Here is a 24,102-nt window from a genome sequence, read left to right as displayed (position 1 = left end):
TTATTTTATCAACAACATCTTCTTCGATTGAACGAAATGGTCCCCGACCCTCAGCTGGTAGAAATAAACACCGGAAGATAATTGAGAGTTGAGAATTGAGAATTGAGAATTATGAATCCCTGCATTCTGATATTCATCAACTAATGTAACCACTTCTCTTCCAAGTATATCATAAACTTTCAGAATAACACGACCGCCGGTTACCAACCGATAATTTATCACTGTTGACGGGTTAAAAGGGTTGGGATAATTTTGATATAACCGGAATTCGCTGGGAATCTCAATACTATTTTTTACACTTGTCTGAATATCAAACAATTTTAGAATCTCCTCTATCGGTAAAGCATAATCGTAAAGCCGTACATCATCAATGATACCGCTGAAATTGTAATTATTGTAATTAGGGTAATTAGTGTTTTCAGGAAGCATTTGCGCAATTGTAAGATTGTATGAAGTCTGTAAAATTTTTCCACTCCGTGAAGTAAATGAATCGAGTTCGCCGTTTAACCATAATTCCATGTCGGCACCAGAATATGTAACTGTGACAAGATATAATTTATTAGGAAGCAGTTCCGTTTCTGAATCCAAATCTTTAGTGCTGTCATTAACATTCGAATCGGTCTTAATTGTCCAACGAATTTTTCTATTAGTAACGGAAATCTTCCATCTCTTTTGCCAGCTTCCGTGCGAGATTAAAAATGCTTCGCGGTTAAACAAGGTACCGATTTTGAACCATAGACTAATGGTTATCGACCCGCCGAAATTCAACGAAGAAGAATTCAGTATTTGAATATTATTGGTTACACCGTCGAAGCTGTAAGCCTGGTCGGGATTTCCGAATCTATCTTTTGTTAAGAATGCCCCGTTGACTATTCCATTGTGGTGGTTTCCGGTTTGATCATCCCCATTTCCGTTGAACGGATAAAACGCGATCAAACTCCCGGTTTGATTATTACTGGAATCACGGACTTCAACGCCTAGACTATCTGTAACCGAAGCGCTGTGAGTATCTGTTACAGTACATTTGATATAATAATTCCCTTCGGCTACCGGGGCTTCCCACGAAATATTTTTTCCGCTGCCTGCTAAAATCCCGTACGAGGCAGACCAGGAATAAGCAAGAGAATCTCCATTGAGATCAGTAGCATCGCAGCTTAGTCCGCTCGATGAACCGATGTTTATTTTTCGCGGCGACGCTTTTATTTTGTTTATCACTGGCGGATAATTTATGAACCAGCTTACTGTTATATTAATCTGAGCAGAATCTTTTGCGCCAGGAGGATCATCAACAATTACGGATAAAGAATAAATTCCGGCCGAGTTCGGAGGCTTCCATTTTACAGTGGAGCCCGATCCAACTATATTTCCTCCGGAAGCTTTCCATTGATAACTTAATTGCTGTCCTTCTCTATCCATAGCAGTGCAGTATATATTAGTTGAATCGTGTACTGTAATATTAATTTTCGCAGAAGAAAGACTTTTAATTCTTGGTGGATAATTTAGAACAAGCAAACCGTTTTTATAATCTATAATTGTACCGTTCACTAAAGTTTTACCCAATTCAAAATTCAAACTACTGCCGGCAGGAATAATCACTGCAATTATTGCCTGATCAGCTGGAATGGTAAATGAAGTTATTCCTTTAACATTACTTGCAATCACGGCATGCGAGACAGCATCATATATGTCGCTGTTATTTGATCCGACATCAACAAGAACATCTTTATCAATATTGTATGAATTGAATATTAAAAAACTGGGATAGGCGGATTTGTGAAAGTAATCGGTTTTTAGAAGATCTAGTTTTAGAATCATCGAAACATTTGTCGTGTCTATTATCGCACCTAGAATTCCAACGTGTGAAGAGCCGTAAAGTCCAAGATTTGTAGCAGCCCATCCGTTGGAAACAGCATCACCGGTAGCTTTGATCCATTTGCTGTCGGTTTTCAATAATGCTTCGTAAGCTATTACCGAATTCGGGTCATATTGCTCTGCCCACGATCTGCTGTCTTGTTCCGTATCCAACAAATAATTTGAATAAAACAGTCTCGATGAATTAGCAGCATTTAGAACCCATTTACCTATTGCCCGGGCAAATCTCGAATCATATCTTACAAGCGGAACAAGCGCACCAATCTGCTCGAAGGTGTTCATCGCGAAGGCGTAATTCCGCGGCTCCAATTCTCCGATGAGTCCGTTTACATCATTCACTCCCCACTTATCACCTGTTGTAGCGCCCCAGCTTCTCTGATTAAGGTCGAAACACCAGTTGACCATTTTTTCAATATCGTAATTCGTTCCCAGTTCTGCGTTCATTCGTGCGGCAAGATAAGTACCATAAGGAAGTTGAATCTCGTAAGCAGGATTAGATCCTAACGAATTTAAATATTCCATTGCAAGTTCTGCCCCGATACGATATTTCTGTTCGCCGGTAACAGTGAAAGCATTATATAGTATCCAAGCGATTGCACCGGAAGCTTCCGGTTCGGGAACTCCGGATGCGTTCGGAGTCATTAATGAAAAATTCCATGCTCTATAATTCATACCGGGAATTTTCCACGGAGTTGTTGCAGCACCCATTGCATAGACAGCTTGCAGCCATCTATCCGCAACAGTTGTGAATTGATTATTAAACTCCGGCGTACCGGGATAAAGACTATACAATTGATAGAAGAAAACATTCGGCATAGTTTCGTACCACCAATCGCTGCCGCTGCTTACAACAGGCTGATTGAGATAAATATTTTCTTCCGGACGTTTATTAAAATACTCTCTCGATTCCAAAACATAATTTCTTACGTTAGGATTGCTTTTATCGATGCCGATTAAGCTCGCTCCGATAATAGCCGGCAAAACATTAATTGCTTCGCCCTGCTGAAGAGTGTAAGTCCCGACGTAAGAATTGATGCCAAAGCTTCTCTGCCCGGGATAATTTACAGTATTGTTGATGTCAAAGATCAACGGAAGGTACTGACCGCTGAGAGATGAATTGAATACAAGCGAATCGTAACCGGCGGCAACCTTCTTCCAATTGCGCATACTGTAAGGTGAAGGCGCGTTCTGCATCTTTTCGATTGTACTGATACTTATTTGCTGAGCGTTCAGCACGGCTCCATCTATAAAAATAAGAGCCGTTACAAGAATCAAAATCAGATTCGCTTTTTTAATTTTCATTACTTGTTTAGTCGTTCAGATAATCGTTAAGAGTAAATACTTTGATTTCATCCGCCTGGATTTTGTCAACTCCCTTACCGCTCATTTTGATTAATACTTTTTCTCGGGGCATGAGCGAAAATCCTCTATCGGAAAAAGTTAATTTGGGATGATAGAAATCCAGGAAGAGAGCGGGTTTACTGGAATTGAGTTCAAGATAATAATCATTCCCTTTCCTGATTACTTTTTTATTAACACGTGCCTCGGCCAATGGTGCATGTTTCCACGGATCGGGATAAAAAATATTTTTATGAATCGTTTCACCTACTTCATTATAAAGGTAAGAAACAAAGATTGTATTGCGATCCATTAGTGATATATGATAAACCGTTTCGGATGAATTTTGTTCAGAATTCAGTTTAAATATTTTCGCTGATAATTCTTTTCCTGTTTGAAGATGATATTGTTTCAAGACCAATTCACCGCGGAAAAATTTCGATTGCTGGTTTAAGACTCTAACTTCGGCAGTCTTATCATTTTTCACAAATACTGTTAAACTCTGCGAGAAAGAATTTTTAACTGCATGATAAGCAATCTTCGGCATCAGGTTCGAATCCACCAACGCCCAACTCGTTACCGGCCAGCAATCGTTGATCTGCCAGATGATTGTTCCGTTGGTTCGCGGATAGTTGGAACGCCAATGTTCAACGCAGGTTTTTAATGCAAGGGCTTGATTCAATTGTCCGAGATAATTAAAATCTTCCCAACCGTTTCTAACCGGCAGATGTGCTGCCATGAAACGGAATATTCTTTCCGTGCCTTCAACTTGTTTGTTATGATGCTCGAATATCCGGTCGTATGTTTTTCTGTTTTTCGGAGGAATCGCTTTGTTCAGTGTTGAAATATTAGCCGGTCCCTGGAAACCGAACTCAGTAACAAATAAACTTTGATCATTAACGATCATATCGTAATCGATCCATCGGCTCCATATATCCCATTGATGATTGTTCCCGCTTCCCTGCTGATTCGGATCTTCACCTTCTCCAAATGGCGATGACTGCCAATACGAACGGTGTGGATCCATTTTTTTAATTATTGCCGGAAGCAGCTCATTGTATATTTTATAACCGGGCATGTTTTTGTAAGATGTTTTCTTGTTCTGATACCAGATCCATTCGTTTTCGTTATTACCGCACCAAAGTGCAATGCAAGAGTGATGCTGAAGCCGGGCAACATTTTCTTCCACTTCAATTTTTACATTTTCGAGAAACTCTTTGTGTTCAGGATAAGAATCACAGGCAAACAAAAAATCCTGCCAGACTAGAAGCCCCAGTTCATCGCATATGTCGTAGAAACAATCCGATTCATAAATTCCTCCACCCCAAACACGCACCATATTTATATTCGCTTCTTGTGCAAGTTTAAGCAGAGCGGAATATTTTTCTGGAGTAACACGAGGTAAGAATGAATCAGCGGGAATCCAATTTACTCCTCTGATGAATACCGGGTTCCCGTTCACAATAAAACGGAATGTGGATTTGCCATCCTCTTCCAGCCTCAGCTCGATTTTTCTTATTCCTACTTTTCGATTTTTTGAATCGATGATCGTCCCATCCGGTGCAATTATTTCCGCGCTTAAATTATAAAGAGATTGTTCACCCTCTCCGTTCGGATGCCAAAGTTTTGGATCATGGAGAACAATTTTAAAACTGATTTCAGATTTATCCGGTTTAAAAATTTCTTTTACAATCCGGGAATCCCCATTTTCAAGAGTGAGGTTTATTTGGGAAATAGCATCAATATTTCCTTTAAGAAAAACGCTGATCTCAACTTCAGCTCTTTGTTCATCGGCTTCAATCGTGTTAAACGTAAGTTTAGTTAACTCTGCTGGTGGTATTTGCTCAAGATAAACGCTCTTCCAAATTCCTAAGGTTGGAAATGACGGACCCCAATCCCAGCCGAATGAATACTGCGCCTTTCTTAAATAAACTCTTTCGGAGTTTAATGCAACGGGAAGCTTACCGTATTTTTTTTTTAGTTCTCTTCCGACTCTTAGAGGTGAATGAAGAGTTACGAAGAGAACATTATGTCGCGGTTTCAGCATGTCTGTTACATCGAACGAATATCGCCGGAACATATTATCGACCTCGGCTAATTTCATGTCGTTCAGAAATATTTCAGCTACCGTATCGATGCCTTCAAATACTAAACGGATCGGCGACGATAGTGTGTAATCTTCGGGAAGATTGAATTTTGTCTCATAGATCCAATCGCTCTCGGCAATCCAACCAAGAATAAGTTCGTTATCCGAATAGAATGGCTCATCGATCAATTTATTGTTGAGTAGATCGGTATGAACCGTACCAGGGACAGATGCATAATCCCATTTTTTTATATGCTTAATTATTTCCGGCGGTATTTTCGCGATATCGGAATCATCGCTTAATTTGAATTTCCAATTATCGTCAAGAAAAATTTTCAACATTGCATTCTTATCATATTTTTCATTTAAAATTTATTTTTACTGATTCGACTGAATTCGTCTTATGAATAAATCCAAATGTTATGTCGAACCCGTTGCCCTTTTTTATTGAATTGAAAGTCACGAGTTTGTCTCCATCGATTATAACCGATTTCGGTACGCTCAATGCGTGTATCATAGTTGTATTTTTATGCTCGACAAATGCTTTGAGTTCAAGAGTCATTAATTTGTCGCGGTATTCCGCTTTATTTAATATTGAAGAAGTTGATTTTAACAGCGGTTGATCAGTCTCAACGCATTTCAGATTTATTTTTTTCACTCCCATTAAATTTTGCGGCAGTACTAAACTTGGAATATACTTCCCGTCATAATTTACAACCTTGTTATTTTTACTTTCCCGGTCAATCATAACTTTTACGTTAGAACCGTTGAACGCATAATCAAAAGTTGCGGACTTCTGATTTATATTTAGAAATGTATCAAACTGCAGATTCCAATCGTTCTCCTTAACAAGAAAAATGTTATACAGATCATACAAATACCAGCCGGCAGCCCAAAGGAATTGAGGTTTATCAACTGTGCCGTAAACTTTCAGATCCTTCGAATTGCCGTTTCGAACTTCATACATTGCCGGCTGTCCGTTTGGTCCGTTCATTATTCCTTTCACCGTCATAGTTTTTTTTATGAAGTCAACAGCTTCACTTTTTCGATTTAAATTTGAAAGAGCAAGCGCATACCATGCATTCGCGTGAGACCATACTCCCCCGTTAATATAATAATACGGATCGCCCGCTTCGTTGCCGCTGAAATTCCAAAAATCGATGAGCTTGTTAAAATCCATTGGCCACACTGTATACACACCGATATTTTTATCAAGCAGTTTTTCTTCCACGGTTTTTACCATTTTTTCAATCAGTTGTGTATTCAAAAGATTATAATGTGCGGCCAGCAAAGATCCCATGTAATAATGTTCGTCTCGTTTTCCATCAGAATAAAAATTCATTAAGTAATTAACATCATTAGCCCATAATTTTTTATTCAGGCTCTCATCCATTCGTTCGGTAAGTTCTTCATAATTTTTTAAGCGATCCAGATTAAGATTAAGCGCTGCGGAAATGTAATTATAAGAGCGAAGAGCCTTGATAGCAAGTATGGTCATATAAGCCCGCGGTCCGTATTTTTTCCCAATGTCCCACCAGTCGGGACGGTTGGACCATATCAAATCATCATCGCTTTTTGTGTGGAGAGCTGTTTCCAAGCTTTTGTTGATATAAGGATAAAGCCGATTAAGGAAGGTGGTATCCGCCGAGTGCATCAAATATTTTGCAGACAAAATAATAAACCAATAATTATTCCAGTTATCTGCATCCGCGTACTCGGTTTTGTATGTGCTGTCTTTCCAATAATACGCGTGGGGTATCACTTTATTTTTATCGGCGTGATTTATTATAAATGAGAGATCGCTGTGAACTCTCTGCAGATCGAAATTCACGACGGCAAGATCGGTGAGCAAGACATCGTGTGTAAAGAAAAAATTATATTCCGCCGGACACGGCATAGGTTCGAAAGAGCCGTCGATGTAATGAGAATTAGCCGCAAGAATTGCCTTAGCCCAGAGTGTTGAATGATCCATTACATGATCGTTCAACTTTATTTTTTTCTCGTTGACACTTTTATTTAAAACATAATTAGAATAGTCTCGAATCTCCTTCTTATAATTGTCTATCATATAGCCGGCAACTTTTTTCCCTTCATCCTTTTTTGTCGATCCGATAATCTGCACAACAATCATTTTTTCTTTTGGAGCTAATTTTTTCTTGAAGGAATATTTGATGTACGGTTTTTCAATGATCCGGTTATCAATATGAATTGCATTCGCTTCTTTGGAGAGTTCATATCCATCCGGTTTTTCACCGGCGTTTGCAATAAAGATCTGCGCATAGTTAGTTGCTTTATCGCCATAATCAACAAATAATGCAGATTTGTCTTCGTTAAACTCCGGACGGATTTTATTGATGAAATCATAAGTATGACAAGTCCTTAAGGTCAGATAATATTTTGTGTCGAACTCATATGTGTTTGTTTGGTCCGTTATGTTCGTCAGTTCATAAGTAACAACCGACGCAGATTGATTCCTCGTAAAATTGTATGAGATTTTGAATTGATAGACTTTATTTTTTTTTGTGAACAATGCATAATACGGTGTCAACTCAAGCAGAAAAGATTCTTTCCCAATCTCATGAAACTTTCCGTTATTGATCTTAAGGCCAAGAGAAGAAACAAATGTTGTATCGCGTTTCCAGTAATCCGAGCTGAGATCAAAACTGTTTGCAACCGGATAATAAAAACTTATTCTTTGCGGCACTGGTGAACTATGATGGAATTCCATGCCGATGAACGGACTTCCGACTTCTACCTTTGCATCGCCTTTATATTTAACGGCAATCGAACTATCATTGAGATGTTGCGGGAAAACAGATGATAAGGTTAATACAAAAAAAAGAAATCCAATTATCAACGAATTATTTTCCTTTGAGTAAGAGCAAATCATTTATCCCTCAGAAAATTTTTTACAACATCAAGCGCTGTCTTGTTTTGCTGGATAGCTGTTAAGCTAAGCAATGCTTCTATCGTCGATTCTGCCCCGGAATTTTTATTAACATCTTTCTCGCTGTTAATACCGTCAAAACAGAAGCCGGTTTTACTGTCATACATTTCTTTCTCAGCCAAATTTTTTCCGAAGAACCATAAACTGATTTTGCCTGCCAATTCGGTATATAATTTTTCTCCTGTAATCTTCGCTGCTTCAAGCGATGCAAAAATCATTGGTCTAATTCCGTAAGCGATTTGTGAGAACTGCTTGCGCTCATCAATTATTATCTTGCCGTTATCATTCTTTATAGTGAAGTAATTGAGAAAATTTTCTTTCAGCAGATAGGGATAAAAATAATTGATCTCAAGCAGAGCCTTGATTTTATAATTTTCATCATGCGTTAGTTTATACGCTTTTAATAATGCGTATGCTTGGGAATTTCCGTAGGCGTGCCAAAGATTTTCCCAACTCATAAATGCGTAGTAAGGAAAATTTTCTTTGTCCCCTTCCTGCATCAGAATAATTCCACCGCAAATATCCTTGAGATAAGTGAGCAGCACAGGATCCTTTTTGATCTCGAGATAATTTACAAGTGCCAGAATCAAAATTGATGACTGATCCGCGCCGGTCTCGGCTGGGAGCCATGTTGGTCTTTCAAATCCGCCGATATTTTTAAAACTCTTTTTCAGTGGTAATTTTTTTTTAAGCGCCGAAAAGAGCTTGCTCATACTTTGAAAAATACGACTTGAAAATGCGGCATCATTTTTAGAAAACAATTTATAAGTTTCGGAGAGAGCCCATACTGCACGCCAGCTCCACCAGTCGGGCTGCGCCACGCTTGTTTTGTAAGTTTTGTTTATTGAATAATCGCTCTCAATGAAGTTATAAAAGTATCCGTTCTCGGCATGCACGTATAAAATGAATTCGGTCAACAGCCTAACTTTCCGCAGGTATATCTTGTCGTGTGTACTTTTATAATAATTAGAATAAAAAACAGCGGCTCGAGCAACATCGTCTATGCAAGCTATCCCTTCCCCTTTTGCTTCGACCCATTGGTAGTCGGGGTAATCGCAATAGATATGGATTATCGCCATCTGCTTTCCTCCAACTTTAATCTCTTCATAGAGATTATCAAGATGGGAAGGGATAACAAGAACGAATTTGTTTCCGGGATTTAATTCATGTTGGTCCTTCGCCCGGCAATTTATAAAGAAGGTGGCAAAACCTAAAATGAAAATCAGAATAAAGAATTTTAGCTTTAACTCTTTCATACTGGTCGGCACACAGATAAGAGGTAATCGATTGTTGTTTCGGCTAAACAAATATTAGTATCGGCGCCGGAATAATAAATTTTTACCAAACCGTCGTCTTCAACAATCCAGCCGTTGGAAAATACAACGTTCATCACATCTCCTACGCGTTCATAATCGTATTCAGGACTCATTATAGGTTCCATACTTCTGCCTTTAAGAATCCAGGGTTTTTCCAAATCCATCAACAAAACTCCGAGCCTATAAGTAGAAGTAATTCCGAATCCTCTCACACCATGATATAGCATCATCCAACCATCTTTTGTTTTAACGGGTGTACCCGAATTGCCAATTTTATCGCCTTCCCAGGTTCCCGGTAAAGGTTCTGTTAAACACTTATAATTTCCCCAGTGAATCAAATCCGGACTGCTGCTAATCCAAATTTCTCTTTTCACTTCGGCAGCAGGACGATCTACTTTCCAGTAGTAACCATTAATCTTTTCCGGGAATAACGCTGCATCTTTGTTGGATGGTTCGCTTATCGGTCCGTGTATTTTGAATGATTGAAAATCTTTCGTCTCCGATAGAATAACAAGCGGCATGTGTTTGGAATAACCGGTATATAAAATAAAATATCTATCGTCGATTTTTGTTACGCGCGGATCTTCGATACCCCAATTAACATATTCAAAACAATATTTATGATCCTCTGGCGATAACGTCGGTTTCTCATTCACTTCAAAACCAATTCCGTCTTTGCTCTCAGCCAAAACAAAAGATGACCGGCCGTCCGGCATCTCTACCCGACAGAGAAGAAGATATTTATCTCCATACTTTACAGCGCCGGGATTAAAAATGCTGTTAACATTGAAAGGAACCATATCTTTTGTCAAAATCGGATTCTTAGAATATTTTTCTATGCTCATAGTTATCACCTAGATTATTTTCAGAATATCGGGAATTGTCAACTCATTTTAGAAATTAATTCTTCAAGCGGAATTCTTGCAAAGCCGCAATAAGAGTCGAACATTGCAAAAGGAATAATGACATTATCGCCATGAAGCATTGAACCGCATGAATACACAACATTAGGAACGTAGCCTTCTCGTTCAGATTCAATCGGTTCGATCAGTGGTTCGTCCAGCGAGCCGATAATTTTCGTCGGGTCGTCTATGTCCAAAAGCATTGCACTTATTGAATACCTTCTGAAATATCCAACTGCATGAGTTATTAATAACCAGCCGTATTTAGTCTCAATCGGCGACCCGCAGTTGCCTACCTGCACAAAATCGAATGCTTTGCTCGGCTCATACAATATTTTTTTTTCGTTCCAGTTATAGAGATCATCGGAAAACATAATGTAAAGGTTTTCGCCGTCGTTGCGCGAAGTGATTACATATTTGCTGTTTATTTTTCTGGGGAAAAGCGCCATTCCTTTATCTTCAATTTGACTGCCGTGCAAGGTATGGATATTAAATCTTCGAAAATCAACTGTCTTGAGCAATTGAACTCTAAAAGTTTTTCCATTATATGCGGTGTATGTTCCGTAATAACAGGAAGTGCCGTCGGCATTTTGAAATTTTACGAGTCTTACATCTTCCATTCCAACCGATTCGCTTTTAGCAGTCGGAAAGATTACTCTTTCATCCAAAGTAGAATTTGAATCGAACTCAATTTCATAGTTCGATTCCAGGAAATCCAGTAACTCATCATAAAGTTCATTTTCTTCCTTCGTGTTTCTTTTCCCCCGTGAAGCATTTTCAAATTCATCAAAAGAAAATTCTTCATCCAAATCTCTCAAGAATATTTCGAGAAGATTTTTTTTTGACCGAAATCTTTCACCAATAAGTCTCTTCTCAAATTTTTTATTTTCGAGCCTCCGGGGTAATTCACAAATCTTTGAAACATCCGCCACAATAACTTCATTGTTCTTGATTAATCCTTCTCTGAATTCAATGGAAGAAAGATGTCCTTCTCCTGTAGCTCGCAAACTCATCACGAATCGCAGCTCGTCATGGTGTAAACCAGTTTGATCAGGATGAGCCACAATTGACGGATTGAACAAAGCCGCTGATTGAATCGAATATTCCTTTGTGAAGTATGCCCCGATCAACATCTTTTTCTCGTGCGTAATTTTCAAATCATTAACGATGTGCCCGCGTACTTTCTCATAATTAGAAAGAATTACTTCATGAATATTTCTGTGTCTGTTCCCAAATTGAATTTTGATTTTCTCTATATGTTGAGAAGTTTCTTCATCAGAAAGCGAAATTATTCTTTTTATAATCTGCTTTATTCTTTCCGGATGGAGTATAAAGAATAGTGTTATAACTCTTTTTGAATCCGGCAAAATTTTTATCGGTAATATTTCTAAAGACATTTTTAATCTCCGTAGTGATACTATTCTTTAAGTCCAGATGAAGCCATACTTTGTATAAAATATTTTTGGAAGAAGAGATACGCAACTACTATCGGCAGCGCTAGCACAACCGCCGAGGCAAGCTTTACTCCCAATTGCGATTCGGCTCTTCCGCCTACGGCAAATAATGTAACCATCTGCGGCATAGTCATCATATTCTCCTGGCGTATAACTATTAACGGCCAAAGCACTTCATTCCATGAAGCCATAAATGTAATAATGCCCACAGTAACAAGCGCAGGTATTGAATTCGGCCACAAAATTCTAAAAATAATTTCGAGTTCATTGCATCCGTCAATGCGCGCCGCGTCTATCAAGTCTTGAGGTAAGGAATTAAAATATTGTCTGAACATAATTATCACGAACGAATTCATAAGGTACGGAACGATTAACGCCCAGTAAGTATCAACCCATCCGAACTTTACCATTATGATGTATTGCGGAATGAGAGTAATTTGGAAAGGCAAAGTCATCGTAAAGATGATGATGTAGAAAATAAGATTCCTTCCTCTAAAGCGTAACCTTGATAAAGCATAACCGACCATCGAACCAAATACTAAAACACCGAATGTAATTGAGAGGGCAACCAGCAAACTGTTAACAAATGCTCTTCCGATTGGTATTTTATCAAACATTTGCCGGAAACTACTAAATGTAAAATCTGTAGGAAGAAATGTTAATCCACCGATTTGGTTTTCCGGCGCAATTGATGCGCTTAACATCCAGATGAATGGATAAATGAATATCAGTGCAAAAACCACTAGACAGAAATAAAATATTATTTTCTTCATTTAATTCTCTCTCTCAACAAATTTTTTCTGAAGAATTATTACACCGAGAATTATTAATGCGAAGAAAATGCCGAGTGTAGCTGCGTAACCCATACGATAATAGAAGAAGCCCTGTTTGTAAATATAGAGCACGGCAGAGATTGTACTGTTAAGTGGTCCTCCGCCCGTCATAACATATGGTTCGATAAAAAGAGAAAATCCGCCGATCGTAGAAAGAATTACTACCATTAGTATTGTCGGGTTGATCAACGGAAGTGTAATTTTGAAAAATTTTTGGAGATGAGTAGCTCCTTCCAATTCTGCCGCTTCGTAATATTGCGGAGGTACGGTTTGAAGTCCTACAAGAAAAAGCACAACATATAAACCAACATTTTTCCACGTAGCCATTACCGCAATCGAAGGCATAGCCCAAGCAGGATCGTTCAGCCAACCGATCTTACCGAGCCCGATTTTGATTAATAATCTGTTAAGCAAACCGGTATCAAAACCGTATAACTGCTGCCACAAAATTGTAACAACAACTCCGGATACAATTACCGGCAGAAAAAACGCGCCGCGGAAAAATGCTCTGAATTTTATATTCTGATTCAATACTTCCGCTAAAGTAAGCGCAACAATTATTTGAAGCGGAATATGAATAACAAGAAATATGAGAGTGTTAAGTATGGACTTCCAAAATGTTGCATCGCTGAATAGTCTCTTGTAGTTGCTTATCCCGGTATACTGCATCGGCGAAATTATATTCCAGTTATGAAATGTTAGTACAATTGAGAACACAACCGGAAATGCCACGAACAAAGCAAAATGAATTATGTAAGGCGAGACAAGCAAATATGGAGTAAACTTTTTTATCATATCAAATCACTTTAGAAATAATAGATTAACGGCTTTTGCTGCATCTCTGACTGCTTCTTCCGGTGTTTTCTTGCCATAGATTACACACGCCTCGTACTCCTGCGATATCAAATCGAAAACTTCTTTAAGAACCGGTGACTGATCCGTACCTTTTACAAACTTAGCTTGTTCGGCAAATATTTTCATCTTCGGATTTTTGTTAAAATAATCTTCGAACAAAGGATTAGTATCAAGATTTATTCTTCTAGGCAGTTGATTAGTCAATTCCAAAAACTTTAATTCGTTTTTTTCTTCCAGCAGATATTTTAAAAAATCCCAGGCAAGTTGAGGATTTGGACACGTTTTAAAAATCACAATGTTTTTCGGGTCACCGTAAGTATAAATCGGCCCTTTATGATCGTCAGGAATCGGCATCGGTGAAAAACTATATTTGAATCCTTCTGGTTTATATGTCTCCGAATGTGCAATCTCCCACGGTCCGGTAAAGCGTGTTGCTATAATGCCGGATAGAAAAACATCCTGACGCGCCGAAAGTCGTTCCCTCGAGAAATAATTTTTCGCGTATAACTCGCGGAGGAATGTGAAAACTTCAACGGCGTATTTATTATTGAAAGCGGCGCTGTCGCCTTTAACCAGCGGGGCTCCTCCGGAAGCTGCCAGGTACAAAGGATAAAAATCGAAAAACCTCTGCCACCATGTAACAAGAACTTCGGAGTATCCGAACCAGCGATCCACATAACCGTCTCCGTCAATATCCTTCTGAAATTTTTTAGAAGCGTCGAAGAATTCCGAAAAAGTTAACGGCGGTCTTTGGTAACCCAAATCATGAATAATATTTTCGTTGTAGATAAGCATGATGGGATTAATCTTCCATGGTATTTGGTAGATGTGCCCGTTGCCGGAAGTGATTTCGGCGATAACACTGCTGTAGCATCTTTCAGCAAGAAACTCTTTGAATCCTTTTAAAGTATCGAGCGCGACTAAGGTATTCGCTTTAGCGTAGGATTCAACGTCACCTTCCCACATATTCGAATAAATGTCCGGTGTGGTTTTTCCAACAACCGCCGCTAGAATTACTTCCTCGCTGGATTGCCCTTCCGGTACCGGCTGAAAATTTACTCTTGTATCGGGATGTTCTTTATTCCAGCTTTCGGTAATGTATTTAGCAAATTCAATTTCATAGCTGTTGTTGGAAGACCAATATAAGATATGATTCATATCATGACTCGAACCGCTGCCGCATGAATTGATCATAGCGAAAATGAAAACCGCTGCAACAGATAAACTTATTTTATGGTACAACCGGGTTAACTTCATTTCACTCCCAGCTTTTCCAATCGTTATCTATGGTTGGATACGGAGTACGCGGAATCAGACCGCCTTTCTTAACGGTATACAACTCAATAACTTTTGGATTGTTTTCATCCGTAACGTTGATCGAATTAAGAACATTGCTGTAAATTTTTACAGCTTCTTTTTGTTTAAGCTGATTTACTTTTCTAAGAATTTTTTTTGACAACTCGGCGCTAAGTTTTTCAGCGTTATTTTTTGGCTTGGAACCTTCGTTCAATTCCGGCAGTTCCTTGTTTTCCAACATAACCGCGTTGGTTAATTCATTCCGGACATAACTGTAAACTATTTTATCTTTCCACAATCTTTCCTCATTCCTTACGCTTTGCCTTTCGGAAAGATTTCTTTTGTTGGCTTCAGCCACAAGCAGTTTATCTCTTACCATTCTCCAAATCATCTGTTCAAGCGAGATTGAATAGGTCATAAGATTTTTCTCATTAAATTTGAGATACTGATCGCGCGTCCAGTACCAGTTTAATATATCGGTAAGCGTTACTGAACCGTTCTTCATTTCCACAAGCTTGAGGCTGGGTATCTTTTCTTTATCTTTAATTTTAAGAACGGATAAAGTCGAGTCCAATTTTTCGGCTAATTGCCATTCTTCATACTTTTCCTTTGGCAAAATATAATTTCCAATGTAAGATCTTAAAATGTTGAACTCATCTTTTCTGATAACCGGTTTTTCACCGCTCATTAATTTAACGGTATACTGTTCTGAGAAACGGTCCATTTTATTCATCTTAACTGCTTCAATAGATTCGCTCCGAAGCTTGGTTCCTTCCGATTCGGTCGAGATTAAATTTCGAGATAAATTTTCGAGTTTTACCAAATACCATCCATCCTGCGCGTGAATTGGAAGAGAAACCTTTCCAACTTTCAAGGTATCAATAATTTTGGCCATCACCGGATTTTTTATTTTAATATGATACAAATCGGTTTTCAGTTGTCGGTCATTTATCAACGTGCTATCCGTAGACTGTTTCTTAAATAAAGAATCGAAGACCCAACCTTTATTCAACAAAGTCATATAGTTGAACGCTTCATCTTTATTTAGTGTATATAACCATTTAATATCAAGCTCCAATTGTTTTTGCGTAATCACGGAATCGATTTCCGCATCCGTGACTTTGATTTTGTTAAATATTTCATCATTGAATAATTCACCGGTAATCAAATCGTCATGAAAGGCGCGGAACATATCGGCAACCTGTTTGACCGTGTCTACTCTGCGTTTATATCCGTCAAGTGCCAGTAATTTCTCGTTGATTAAAAATTTCAAGTATACTTCTTTTGATTTTTTTTCTCTCTTATAAAATGCCGGACCGTAATCGTAACCTCTTTTAAATTCATCGGCAGTGATTTTTAGCTTTCCTATGGAAGCTACAACTCTTTCATCGACGGGTGATGAGAGACGTTTAGATTTATACTGCTCTTGAGTAGGGTAAGAAGCAATGATTGATGTGCTCAAAATAAGAATCAATATGAATTTCACACACGAATTTTTATTCATTATACCCGGATAAGTTTTACTAAAATTTAAGATCGATCGAAAAAGTATGCAAACCTTCGAGTCTTCCGAAATCTCTATATGCATAATCAAAACTAATATTTGTATTTGAAAATAGCATCTTTGTATTAACCCCAATTCCGAGAGTTAAACCGCCTTCGGAATCTTTAAGGAACAATGATTGATAACCGCCTCTTATGAATAAGAAATCTTTAAAGGAAAATTCTGTACCTACGTTCATACTTTCAAAATCGTTGTTGGGATGAATCGCATCAAAAGCAACCGTCAGCTTATAATCCTGTGTATTAATGGCTTTTGTTGATATGCCAATTTGGAAAATTAAAGGCAGATCCCAGGAATCCATTTCGATACCACTGGGAATTCTATCATTTGAACCGAGCTGTGTATTATCGACACTGATATACTGCCGGTTGTCTCTGCCCACCAGCTGCATCGGTGTTCCGAAATTTGAAATAGAAGCACCGATTACCATTCCGCCGAATAAATCAGTATGGAATAAAGTGCTAGCATCGAAAGCAAAACCAGTTGAGCTCATATGCCAAATCTTTTGCTGAATGAATTTTGCCGAGAACCCGATTGAAAATCTGTCGGTTAAATTTCTAGCATAAGATATACCAACCGCTAAGTCTCCTGCGCTGAAATATTCACCTGTTCCCTCGGGCTGATCAACAGTTCGAACTTTCATATCTTCCATACTTAAAGAAGTAAAACTAAATCCGAGGTTACCGAAAGTTCCCAGTGGTAAAACTAAAGCGGCATAATCGAATGATGTTTGTGCAATCCAATTTGTATGCATTACCAAAACTTCGTTCTGCGATATGTTTGCTATGCCGCTAGCGTTCCAGTATAGTGCCGATGCATTATTGGCAATGCTCACAAACGCTCCGCCCATAGCTACTGCATTTGCTCCAACGCCAATTTCCAAAAAACTTGCAGCAGTTGTTCCGGTCTTCGATACTCTTTGAGCAATAACAGTACCGGAATAAAATAGTATAACGAGAAATAACAAACTGTATTTCGCGAGTTGTTTACTATGCATATTTTCCCTCGCCGTAATTTTTATATTTTTTATTTGATGATTGCAAACTTTCCAATTTTCTCTCCTATTTCGGGCGCGGTAACATGAAAGACATAAATGCCGAACGCAATATCCATTCCGTCCTGAGAAATTAAATTCCATGGCTCTTGGCCGTTAGCTATAGTGCTATTATGTTCCAAAGTTTTCACAAGTTTACCGCTGATTGTATAAATTCTTATTGTACATTGTGCGGGAAGATGTATGAAATATATCAACCTATCGCCGCGGCCTACTTGAGTTGTTGCCGGTTCCCAGGATGCGGCGCCCACATAAGGATTAGGTACAACAGCGATGTTGTCCAGATCTTTCGCTGCTTTAGAATTATCGAATGCTTGCGCCTGCGATTGGAACTGGAAATATTCTCCTGTTCTAAAAGGTTTTTTTGTTATAACACGGAATATATCACCTATTTGTGGCGGTCTCTGTTTATCCGGTGTTATCGTTGTATCTTTTACCAGAGTAATTGACCAACCTACATGAAGATTTGAGAAATCAGTAGCTTTCTTTCCTACGGAATCTCCGAAGGCAAGAAACACCGCATCGTTATCGTTGAATATTCCGTCTTTATTATCATCGCGGAAAATAAATTGCGCGCGGTCGATACCGTCCGTCAGATTTTTTATTCTGATGTTGGAAGGATTAGGACTACTGAATGAAGTCGCGGGAAATCCTTGATCGCCTTCAGAAGGATTTACAAGATAAAAATCAAAATCACCGGGGTAGTTTACGCGCTTTGCATTATAAGCAGCGGCATAACGCGAATCAAATCCGATCTTAACGATATAATTGCTGTTACCAACTATCCAACGCGATTTATCCTGATCAACAACAACGGAAGTATCGTTATTGATCCCAACTGAAAATCCGTGTCTGACGGAAGTCTGTACTGATGCTCCAAGGATAGGAGTATATTTAAACAAAGTATCATTTGCCGTGTAATCAATTAGACTAAAAGACGGATGCGGGTTTGTATGAAAAACAGTTTTGTCTTTAAATTCGATTCGATACGTATGCGATATTCTAATTGAGTCAGGATCCAAAACTTGAATTGAAACCGTACCTGTTCCGGGTCCGCTTGCAGTAAAATTTTTTATTTCCGGCGCGATATATCCTGCTGCCGGTGCATGGGGAATTGCTACCGCGGTATTAACATCAGTTTTGATTTTTCCATTAATATCAACTTTAATAATGCTTGTTGTTTCGGAAGGGGGAATACCTTCAAAAGCGCCTGCTACGGTACGAGTAGTAAAGCCCTGGTCGTAAGCTACAACGGCGTAATAATAAGTTTGACCGTTGACTACTGTTGTATCTATATATGAATGCTGCAGCCCGGTATCGTTGCCAAGATAGAATAAAGCTCCGTTAACATCTATCGGGTGGAGACCTTTTATACCATCGATTTTGTCGAATTGCGCGATCGGTTTTCGGAATGTCGCTTTACCATAAGCATCAGTAATAACCTGGTCTTCCAAAAAATTCGCTTCGGTAGATCTATAAATCCTGTATCCTTCAAAATTATATCTTTGATAAAATGCATCGAATGTTTGTTCGGCTCTATCATCCCAGAAAAGTGTTACTTTGTGATCGCCGGGAATAACTTTTACAATTGGTTTTTCCGGAGGTTTGGCGAATCTGTAATTTGCATTATAAATTGATTGTACAGTTTTTTTCCTCCGGAACAGATCGCCTTGATCAATGCCGTAAATCATTGCCATGGAAAAACGTTCGGTCTCTCCCGTTTCTTCAAGCGTTCCGGTACTTTGCGAATATTTGTTTTTACCTTCTAAGTGGAAAAGATAACATGAGAAATAATTTGCCAGATTAACACCCGCTAACGATTGTCCGTGCGGCGCCGGTAAACCCGAAAGCACTTTCCAGTTTTCTTCGTCTTTGTTCAGTTCATATTTGTGAACAGGATAAATAGCGAAACCTGTTAATCCTAATTGATCCGATTCGTCCTTATCTAAAATTCCGAAATTAGGTTCACCTTGTTCCGGTTTACCGTCGCCTTCGGATCCGTCTGGATCAGGTCCGGTATATCCGGCATCCAGGGGCCCAATTCCATCGGTACCAACATCGTCATTCAAAGGTTCACCTGAATCCCATTTACCGTTACCGTTCAAGTCGGTGTAAGAACGCCAATTAGCATTTTCATCGGCGTCCCAGTGAGGTCTCCATGAATAACCGTAAAATTGATGAAACCTCACAGTATCGCGATCCGGATTTTTAATGAACGGATCTTGATTTACATCTTTGATAAAAATCCTAGCGTCGTTATCTCTCCGTTCATCGGTTAGACCATCATAATCATTATCGATTCCGTCATTGGAAACTCCCGGACTTTCAAGGAATGCGTAACCGGCTAATCCGACAGGAGTCCAATTGCCCGGATTTCCAAATGCAACGGTAGACCATGCGTAAGACATAGCCAGAACTTCGTTGTAATCTCCGGCATTGTTGGATGAATTATCATGACCTCCGATTCCCCAATCGACATACTGAGCGAAAAGAGTTTTATCGTAATCGGTCGTAGTCATGTTTGTAATTTCATAATACCAGAATATTGCGTCCTGAGCAAGAACTTGAGACCATTGGAAACCTCTCGCTTTTACCTGCATGCCCAAACCGCCGCGCAAATGATCATCGGCATCTGGTCTAAAATTATTTTTCAGAATGTATTCCCTATCCTCGTTATCGTCAAAAACAAAGTATGTTTCCACATCGGCATTCATTACACCTTTACCGAAGAATCCGTTCCAGTAACCGCTCCAATCGGAAGTTCTATCCGGCCAGGTAAACGGCCAGGTTGTGTTGTCGTCGCTTCTTGCCGGCGATGAAGAATACGGCGCAGCATAACCGGGCAATGACCACCAACCGTAAGTGATTCCGGTCGAGGGATCGTATCGTGTGAACTCATAATAATTTGATTCGAGAGGATAAATTACATTTCCGACAGGATCTTTTGCTTCCGCTTGAACTATGATTGCAACTCCGTCAACGTAAGTATGATTTGTACCCTTCGGCCAAACACCGCTCCGGCTAGCTTCGTTTTTCCAGTCGGCTATCTCTCCAAAATTATAATACACCGTTGCCGCAAGGTTGCCGTCCATAAATCCTTTTCTGGTTTGATTATGGTCGCCTTTATTTTTATCAACTATTCTTTGGGCATAATCATTGTTGAAAAGAATAATCATGTGAACAAGAATGAATGATAAAAAAGTTATTCGCTTGAACAACTTAAACCTCCGTTTTAACAGTACTAAAAATTAGCTGACGCGCCCAGCGATATCTGTCTTGGCGACGAATAGAAATCGGGACGGGTAAAAAATTCTTGCAAAGTATTAACTCCGCGCGGAGCCTCCTGTGCACGGGTAAGTTCAAGAGTATAACCTGCCCGTCCGGTATCACCGAACACATTGATTTCGTTTGCTGTGTCGAACAAGTTATAAACTTTCAAGAATACTGAAAATTGTTGCCCGAATAATTCTAAATATTTAGTTAGATAAAGATCGACATTGAAATAAGCCGGTTTACTATCGCTGTTCTCCAAACCTGTTCTTTGATTTATCAATGACGGAGTATAAGGTAATCCGGAACCGAGTCTGCCGATTGCGCTCGCAATAAAATCTCTGGGTACGCCTGCCGTAATAGTAAAATTCAAAGAATGCCGTCTATCCCAGTTTAACGGAACCAATTGTTTGTTCGATTCGATCGGGGGATTAGCCTGCGCTTTATCAAATGCGTCGTTCGGATCGGATGCGTCTCCTTTCGCGATCTGGAAAGTGTAATCGAGACTAGCTCCGAATCCTTCGCTGAATTTTTTTTCGAGCGAAACGGTAAATCCTTTTACCGCACCGTAATCTCTGTTAATCAACTTGCTGAATTTTCTAAAATCGTTTTTAATATGAATTTCTGTTCCGAGGAGATTTCTGATATCTTTATAATACGCTGTTAAGGTAACTCCAATCTCGGGTGTGAGTTCCTGCTGCAACCCGATCTCGTACATAATTGTTTGCTGAGCCGCAAGATCAGCATTGCCTATGGTATTGCCTATGTTGTTTGGAAAATCTCCTGTTAATGGTATTCGGAAATTCGGATTTTGATATAAGTATTCGAAAGGCGGTATCTGAAAAAAATGACCGTATGAAATATGTATTGCGCCTTTATCCGTGATCGGATAGGAAATTCCGATGCGCGGGCTAAATTGATATTTAGCTTTTGCTGTTGTCATTAATGAATCCGGGAACGGTGGTAATAATCCGTCCAGTGCAGCAATGTTATCCGGGTTCTTTAAATATTTTCCGTCGGGTTCAAAATAGTCCAGACGAAAGCCAATATTCACAACCAAATAATCCAATTCAATTTTATCCTGCACATAATATGCAAACTGGTACGGCTTAGTATTGTATGTATTATAATTGAATGACCCAAGAGCTGGCAATGTCGGTTTGTATTGATTCGAGGCGTCAATTACAATTTGATAATCGAGATAGTCAAGATTGTGAAGCTTTAATTCAAGACCGGTTTTAAATTGATGTATATTATTGATCTGCCAGGTCAAGTCTGTCTTTGCGCTCCAGGTTGTTGTTGTCCTGTTGAAATGCCAATTCTCCGTTCCGCCTGTTAAGAATGCATTGCCGCTCACATCGCGCATCCTTTCCGGTTTAACATAACGTGGATCAAACGGATCCTCAAAAACATATTGCTGATACTTGCTTACAAACATAGAACCCAAAAAATCTATAAAAGCAGAATTGCTGAGAACAAGTGTATAATTTAGACTTCCCAAATAGCTTTTTTGGTAATATGTGTAGTCCCCGTCGGGATTTAACCGGAACAGATTGTCGTAAGTTCTGTATTGATTATCCTGGTATAATCCGTTAAAGACAATTCCTTTTCCACCGCCGACGTTTAATGACAGTTTGCCCTGCAGTGTAAGTCTTTTATTATAATTCATTGAAACATATTTATTATCCCCGGTAGCACCTACATACCAATTTTTCGGATCGTTCGCGGAGAAATTTGATGAATCAGATGGATTGAACATGCGTCTACCGTAAATGTAACCGTCGTCATATAAATACCGGCCGGACAGAAAAAATTTTAAAAGATTACTCGTTCCCGGAATTGGTCCGCTCACATTTCCCTGGAGGTTATAAATTTTAGATGGATCGAGGAGGTTGATGTTTGGGAACAAATCTTTCCTCGGACTGAAATAATCTCCGGAATATGCCGAGAACTCGCCGGTAATTTTATCTCCGGCAATTTTTGTAACTTGATTAACAACACCTGAAAGTGCTTCGCCGTATTCTGCGTTGAAAGTTCCAGTCAAAACTTCAACTTCCTGAATGCTATTAACCTCTGCTTCCAAAGCCGAACTGCCGGAAAATGCGTCGTTCACAGAAACTCCGTCAATCAAATATTTTACTTCGTTGCTTCGACCGCCTCTAAAATGTCCGTCCACAACTCCTGCTTGAAGGTTTACAACGGATTGAACGTCTTCCAAAGGCAGCAATGCAATTTTATCGCCGCTTACTTTCACTTCAGTGGAGGTTAAATCTTTTCTTACAATAGGTTTTTCCGCTGTTACAATGATTTCTGTACCTTGAACAGCTTGTTCCAACATTTCAAAATCAATTCTTGTTGTTTGATCAATCGAAACCCGGACATTTTTAATCACTACAGGAGCGTAACCTATAAGACTTACTTTAAGCTCATAAACTCCCGGAGGAATGTTTATTATGAAATAATTTCCGTCAATATCCGAGGCGGCGCCCATCTTTGTATCTACAAGAAGAATCGTAACGCCTATCAACGCTTCACCCGTTTTCTTATCAAAAACCTTCCCTGCAATTTTTCCGGTTGTGCCTGCATATAAAGCATTTTGATTCAATAAAAAGAAAACAGGAAGAAGAAATAATATATACTTATATAAATTTTTAATGAACATTAAATTCACCCATCCATTTTTAACTTTTGTTCTTTAAAAGAACCGATACGATAAATTTAATTAGTAAAAAATAGAGCCGGAATAAAAGCTCATTCCGGCTCCGAAGGATTTGTTACTTGAGTAAGATCATTTTTTTAGTCTGAATGAATTTACCGCTGCCTGCTTCTATTCTATAAATATAAATACCGCTTGCAACTTTGGAACCTAAATTATTATTACCGTTCCAACTTAATTTATAGACTCCGGCAGGTTGTTCTCCATTGATCAGCGTTTTTACTTCTCTGCCCAGAACATCATAAATCTTCAGTGTAATTCTTGCAATTTCTGGTAATGTATAACTGATGACTGTACTCGGGTTGAATGGATTAGGATAATTCTGATATAAAGAATATGTCATCGGAATGACTTGATTGTTCTTTACATCCGTGACCGTATTAATCACTTCAATTTCCAAATCATCAAAGTATATTGTTCCGGTAAATCTTGAGTACGGATGAATTCTTACCGATAGCGATTTTACTTTTGGATCACTCGGTACCGTTACATCCACATAATATTTTGTCCATCCGAATTGTGTTACTGAAGGGAAAGCAAAGACTAAATCTTTTGCACCGATCTCATCGTAATTGGAATTGTTTGTCAACCCGCTGTGG

The 24,102-nt window shown here is 39.0% G+C and carries 14 protein-coding genes; all 14 read right to left on the bottom strand.

The genetic code is table 11. The features are described 5' to 3' along the window. Positions 1-3,174: a T9SS type A sorting domain-containing protein gene (locus tag NTZ27_00070; GenBank protein ID MCX6173137.1), complete on the bottom strand. Its 3,174-nt coding sequence runs from the start codon at positions 3,172-3,174 to the stop codon at positions 1-3. Between the two features lie 7 nt (positions 3,175-3,181). After that, positions 3,182-5,638 carry a hypothetical protein gene (locus tag NTZ27_00065; GenBank protein ID MCX6173136.1) on the bottom strand — a complete coding sequence of 819 codons (2,457 nt, stop codon included), beginning with the start codon at positions 5,636-5,638 and terminating at the stop codon, positions 3,182-3,184. A 19-nt stretch (positions 5,639-5,657) separates the two neighbouring features. Beyond that, positions 5,658-8,186: a hypothetical protein gene (locus NTZ27_00060; protein MCX6173135.1), complete on the bottom strand. Its 2,529-nt coding sequence runs from the start codon at positions 8,184-8,186 to the stop codon at positions 5,658-5,660. Beyond that, positions 8,183-9,322: a hypothetical protein gene (locus NTZ27_00055; GenBank protein MCX6173134.1), complete on the bottom strand. Its 1,140-nt coding sequence runs from the start codon at positions 9,320-9,322 to the stop codon at positions 8,183-8,185. The genes NTZ27_00060 and NTZ27_00055 overlap by 4 nt, the downstream gene beginning before the upstream one ends. Before the next feature lie 173 nt (positions 9,323-9,495). After that, the gene (locus tag NTZ27_00050) at positions 9,496-10,404 is read right to left on the bottom strand and encodes a glycoside hydrolase family 130 protein (protein MCX6173133.1); all 909 of its coding nucleotides are present in this window, start codon (positions 10,402-10,404) and stop codon (positions 9,496-9,498) included. Positions 10,405-10,442: 38 nt separating this feature from the next. Next, positions 10,443-11,858 carry a glycoside hydrolase family 130 protein gene (locus tag NTZ27_00045; GenBank protein ID MCX6173132.1) on the bottom strand — a complete coding sequence of 472 codons (1,416 nt, stop codon included), beginning with the start codon at positions 11,856-11,858 and terminating at the stop codon, positions 10,443-10,445. Positions 11,859-11,878: 20 nt separating this feature from the next. Beyond that, entirely contained in the window at positions 11,879-12,688 is an 810-nt protein-coding gene (locus NTZ27_00040; GenBank protein ID MCX6173131.1) for a carbohydrate ABC transporter permease, read from the bottom strand. Continuing rightward, positions 12,689-13,543 carry a sugar ABC transporter permease gene (locus NTZ27_00035; GenBank protein ID MCX6173130.1) on the bottom strand — a complete coding sequence of 285 codons (855 nt, stop codon included), beginning with the start codon at positions 13,541-13,543 and terminating at the stop codon, positions 12,689-12,691. A gap of 6 nt (positions 13,544-13,549) precedes the next feature. Then, the gene (locus NTZ27_00030; protein ID MCX6173129.1) at positions 13,550-14,860 is read right to left on the bottom strand and encodes an extracellular solute-binding protein; all 1,311 of its coding nucleotides are present in this window, start codon (positions 14,858-14,860) and stop codon (positions 13,550-13,552) included. Position 14,861: 1 nt separating this feature from the next. Further along, positions 14,862-16,361, bottom strand: coding sequence for a peptidylprolyl isomerase (locus NTZ27_00025; protein ID MCX6173128.1), 1,500 nt, complete (start codon positions 16,359-16,361; stop codon positions 14,862-14,864). Between the two features lie 61 nt (positions 16,362-16,422). Beyond that, a complete protein-coding gene (locus tag NTZ27_00020; protein ID MCX6173127.1) occupies positions 16,423-17,460 on the bottom strand; it encodes a PorV/PorQ family protein in 1,038 nt (345 codons plus the stop codon). 29 nt (positions 17,461-17,489) lie between these two features. Beyond that, complete coding sequence (locus NTZ27_00015; GenBank protein ID MCX6173126.1) at positions 17,490-20,735, bottom strand: hypothetical protein; 3,246 nt, start codon at positions 20,733-20,735, stop codon at positions 17,490-17,492. A gap of 23 nt (positions 20,736-20,758) precedes the next feature. Continuing rightward, the gene (locus tag NTZ27_00010; protein MCX6173125.1) at positions 20,759-23,449 is read right to left on the bottom strand and encodes a TonB-dependent receptor; all 2,691 of its coding nucleotides are present in this window, start codon (positions 23,447-23,449) and stop codon (positions 20,759-20,761) included. 112 nt (positions 23,450-23,561) lie between these two features. Beyond that, positions 23,562-24,102: T9SS type A sorting domain-containing protein (locus NTZ27_00005; protein ID MCX6173124.1), on the bottom strand; the 541-nt coding region annotated here is incomplete at its 5' end.

The sequence above is a fragment of the Ignavibacteriales bacterium genome (assembly GCA_026390775.1).
Taxonomy (GTDB): Bacteria; Bacteroidota; Ignavibacteria; order Ignavibacteriales; family Melioribacteraceae; genus Fen-1258.
The sequence above is the reverse complement of the archived record's forward strand: the minus strand, read 5'-3'. Positions and strand labels throughout refer to the sequence as shown.

What these genes read in the sequence shown, in the direction of transcription:
- NTZ27_00055 (MCX6173134.1), bottom strand. Translation starts at nt 9,322, where the DNA reads ATGGCGATAATCCATATCTATTGCGATTACCCCGACTACCAATGGGTC.
- NTZ27_00035 (MCX6173130.1), bottom strand. Translation starts at nt 13,543, where the DNA reads ATGATAAAAAAGTTTACTCCATATTTGCTTGTCTCGCCTTACATAATT.
- NTZ27_00065 (MCX6173136.1), bottom strand. Translation starts at nt 5,638, where the DNA reads ATGTTGAAAATTTTTCTTGACGATAATTGGAAATTCAAATTAAGCGAT.
- NTZ27_00070 (MCX6173137.1), bottom strand. Translation starts at nt 3,174, where the DNA reads ATGAAAATTAAAAAAGCGAATCTGATTTTGATTCTTGTAACGGCTCTT.
- NTZ27_00045 (MCX6173132.1), bottom strand. Translation starts at nt 11,858, where the DNA reads ATGTCTTTAGAAATATTACCGATAAAAATTTTGCCGGATTCAAAAAGA.
- NTZ27_00040 (MCX6173131.1), bottom strand. Translation starts at nt 12,688, where the DNA reads ATGAAGAAAATAATATTTTATTTCTGTCTAGTGGTTTTTGCACTGATA.
- NTZ27_00060 (MCX6173135.1), bottom strand. Translation starts at nt 8,186, where the DNA reads ATGATTTGCTCTTACTCAAAGGAAAATAATTCGTTGATAATTGGATTT.
- NTZ27_00050 (MCX6173133.1), bottom strand. Translation starts at nt 10,404, where the DNA reads ATGAGCATAGAAAAATATTCTAAGAATCCGATTTTGACAAAAGATATG.
- NTZ27_00010 (MCX6173125.1), bottom strand. Translation starts at nt 23,449, where the DNA reads ATGTTCATTAAAAATTTATATAAGTATATATTATTTCTTCTTCCTGTT.
- NTZ27_00020 (MCX6173127.1), bottom strand. Translation starts at nt 17,460, where the DNA reads ATGCATAGTAAACAACTCGCGAAATACAGTTTGTTATTTCTCGTTATA.
- NTZ27_00030 (MCX6173129.1), bottom strand. Translation starts at nt 14,860, where the DNA reads ATGAAGTTAACCCGGTTGTACCATAAAATAAGTTTATCTGTTGCAGCG.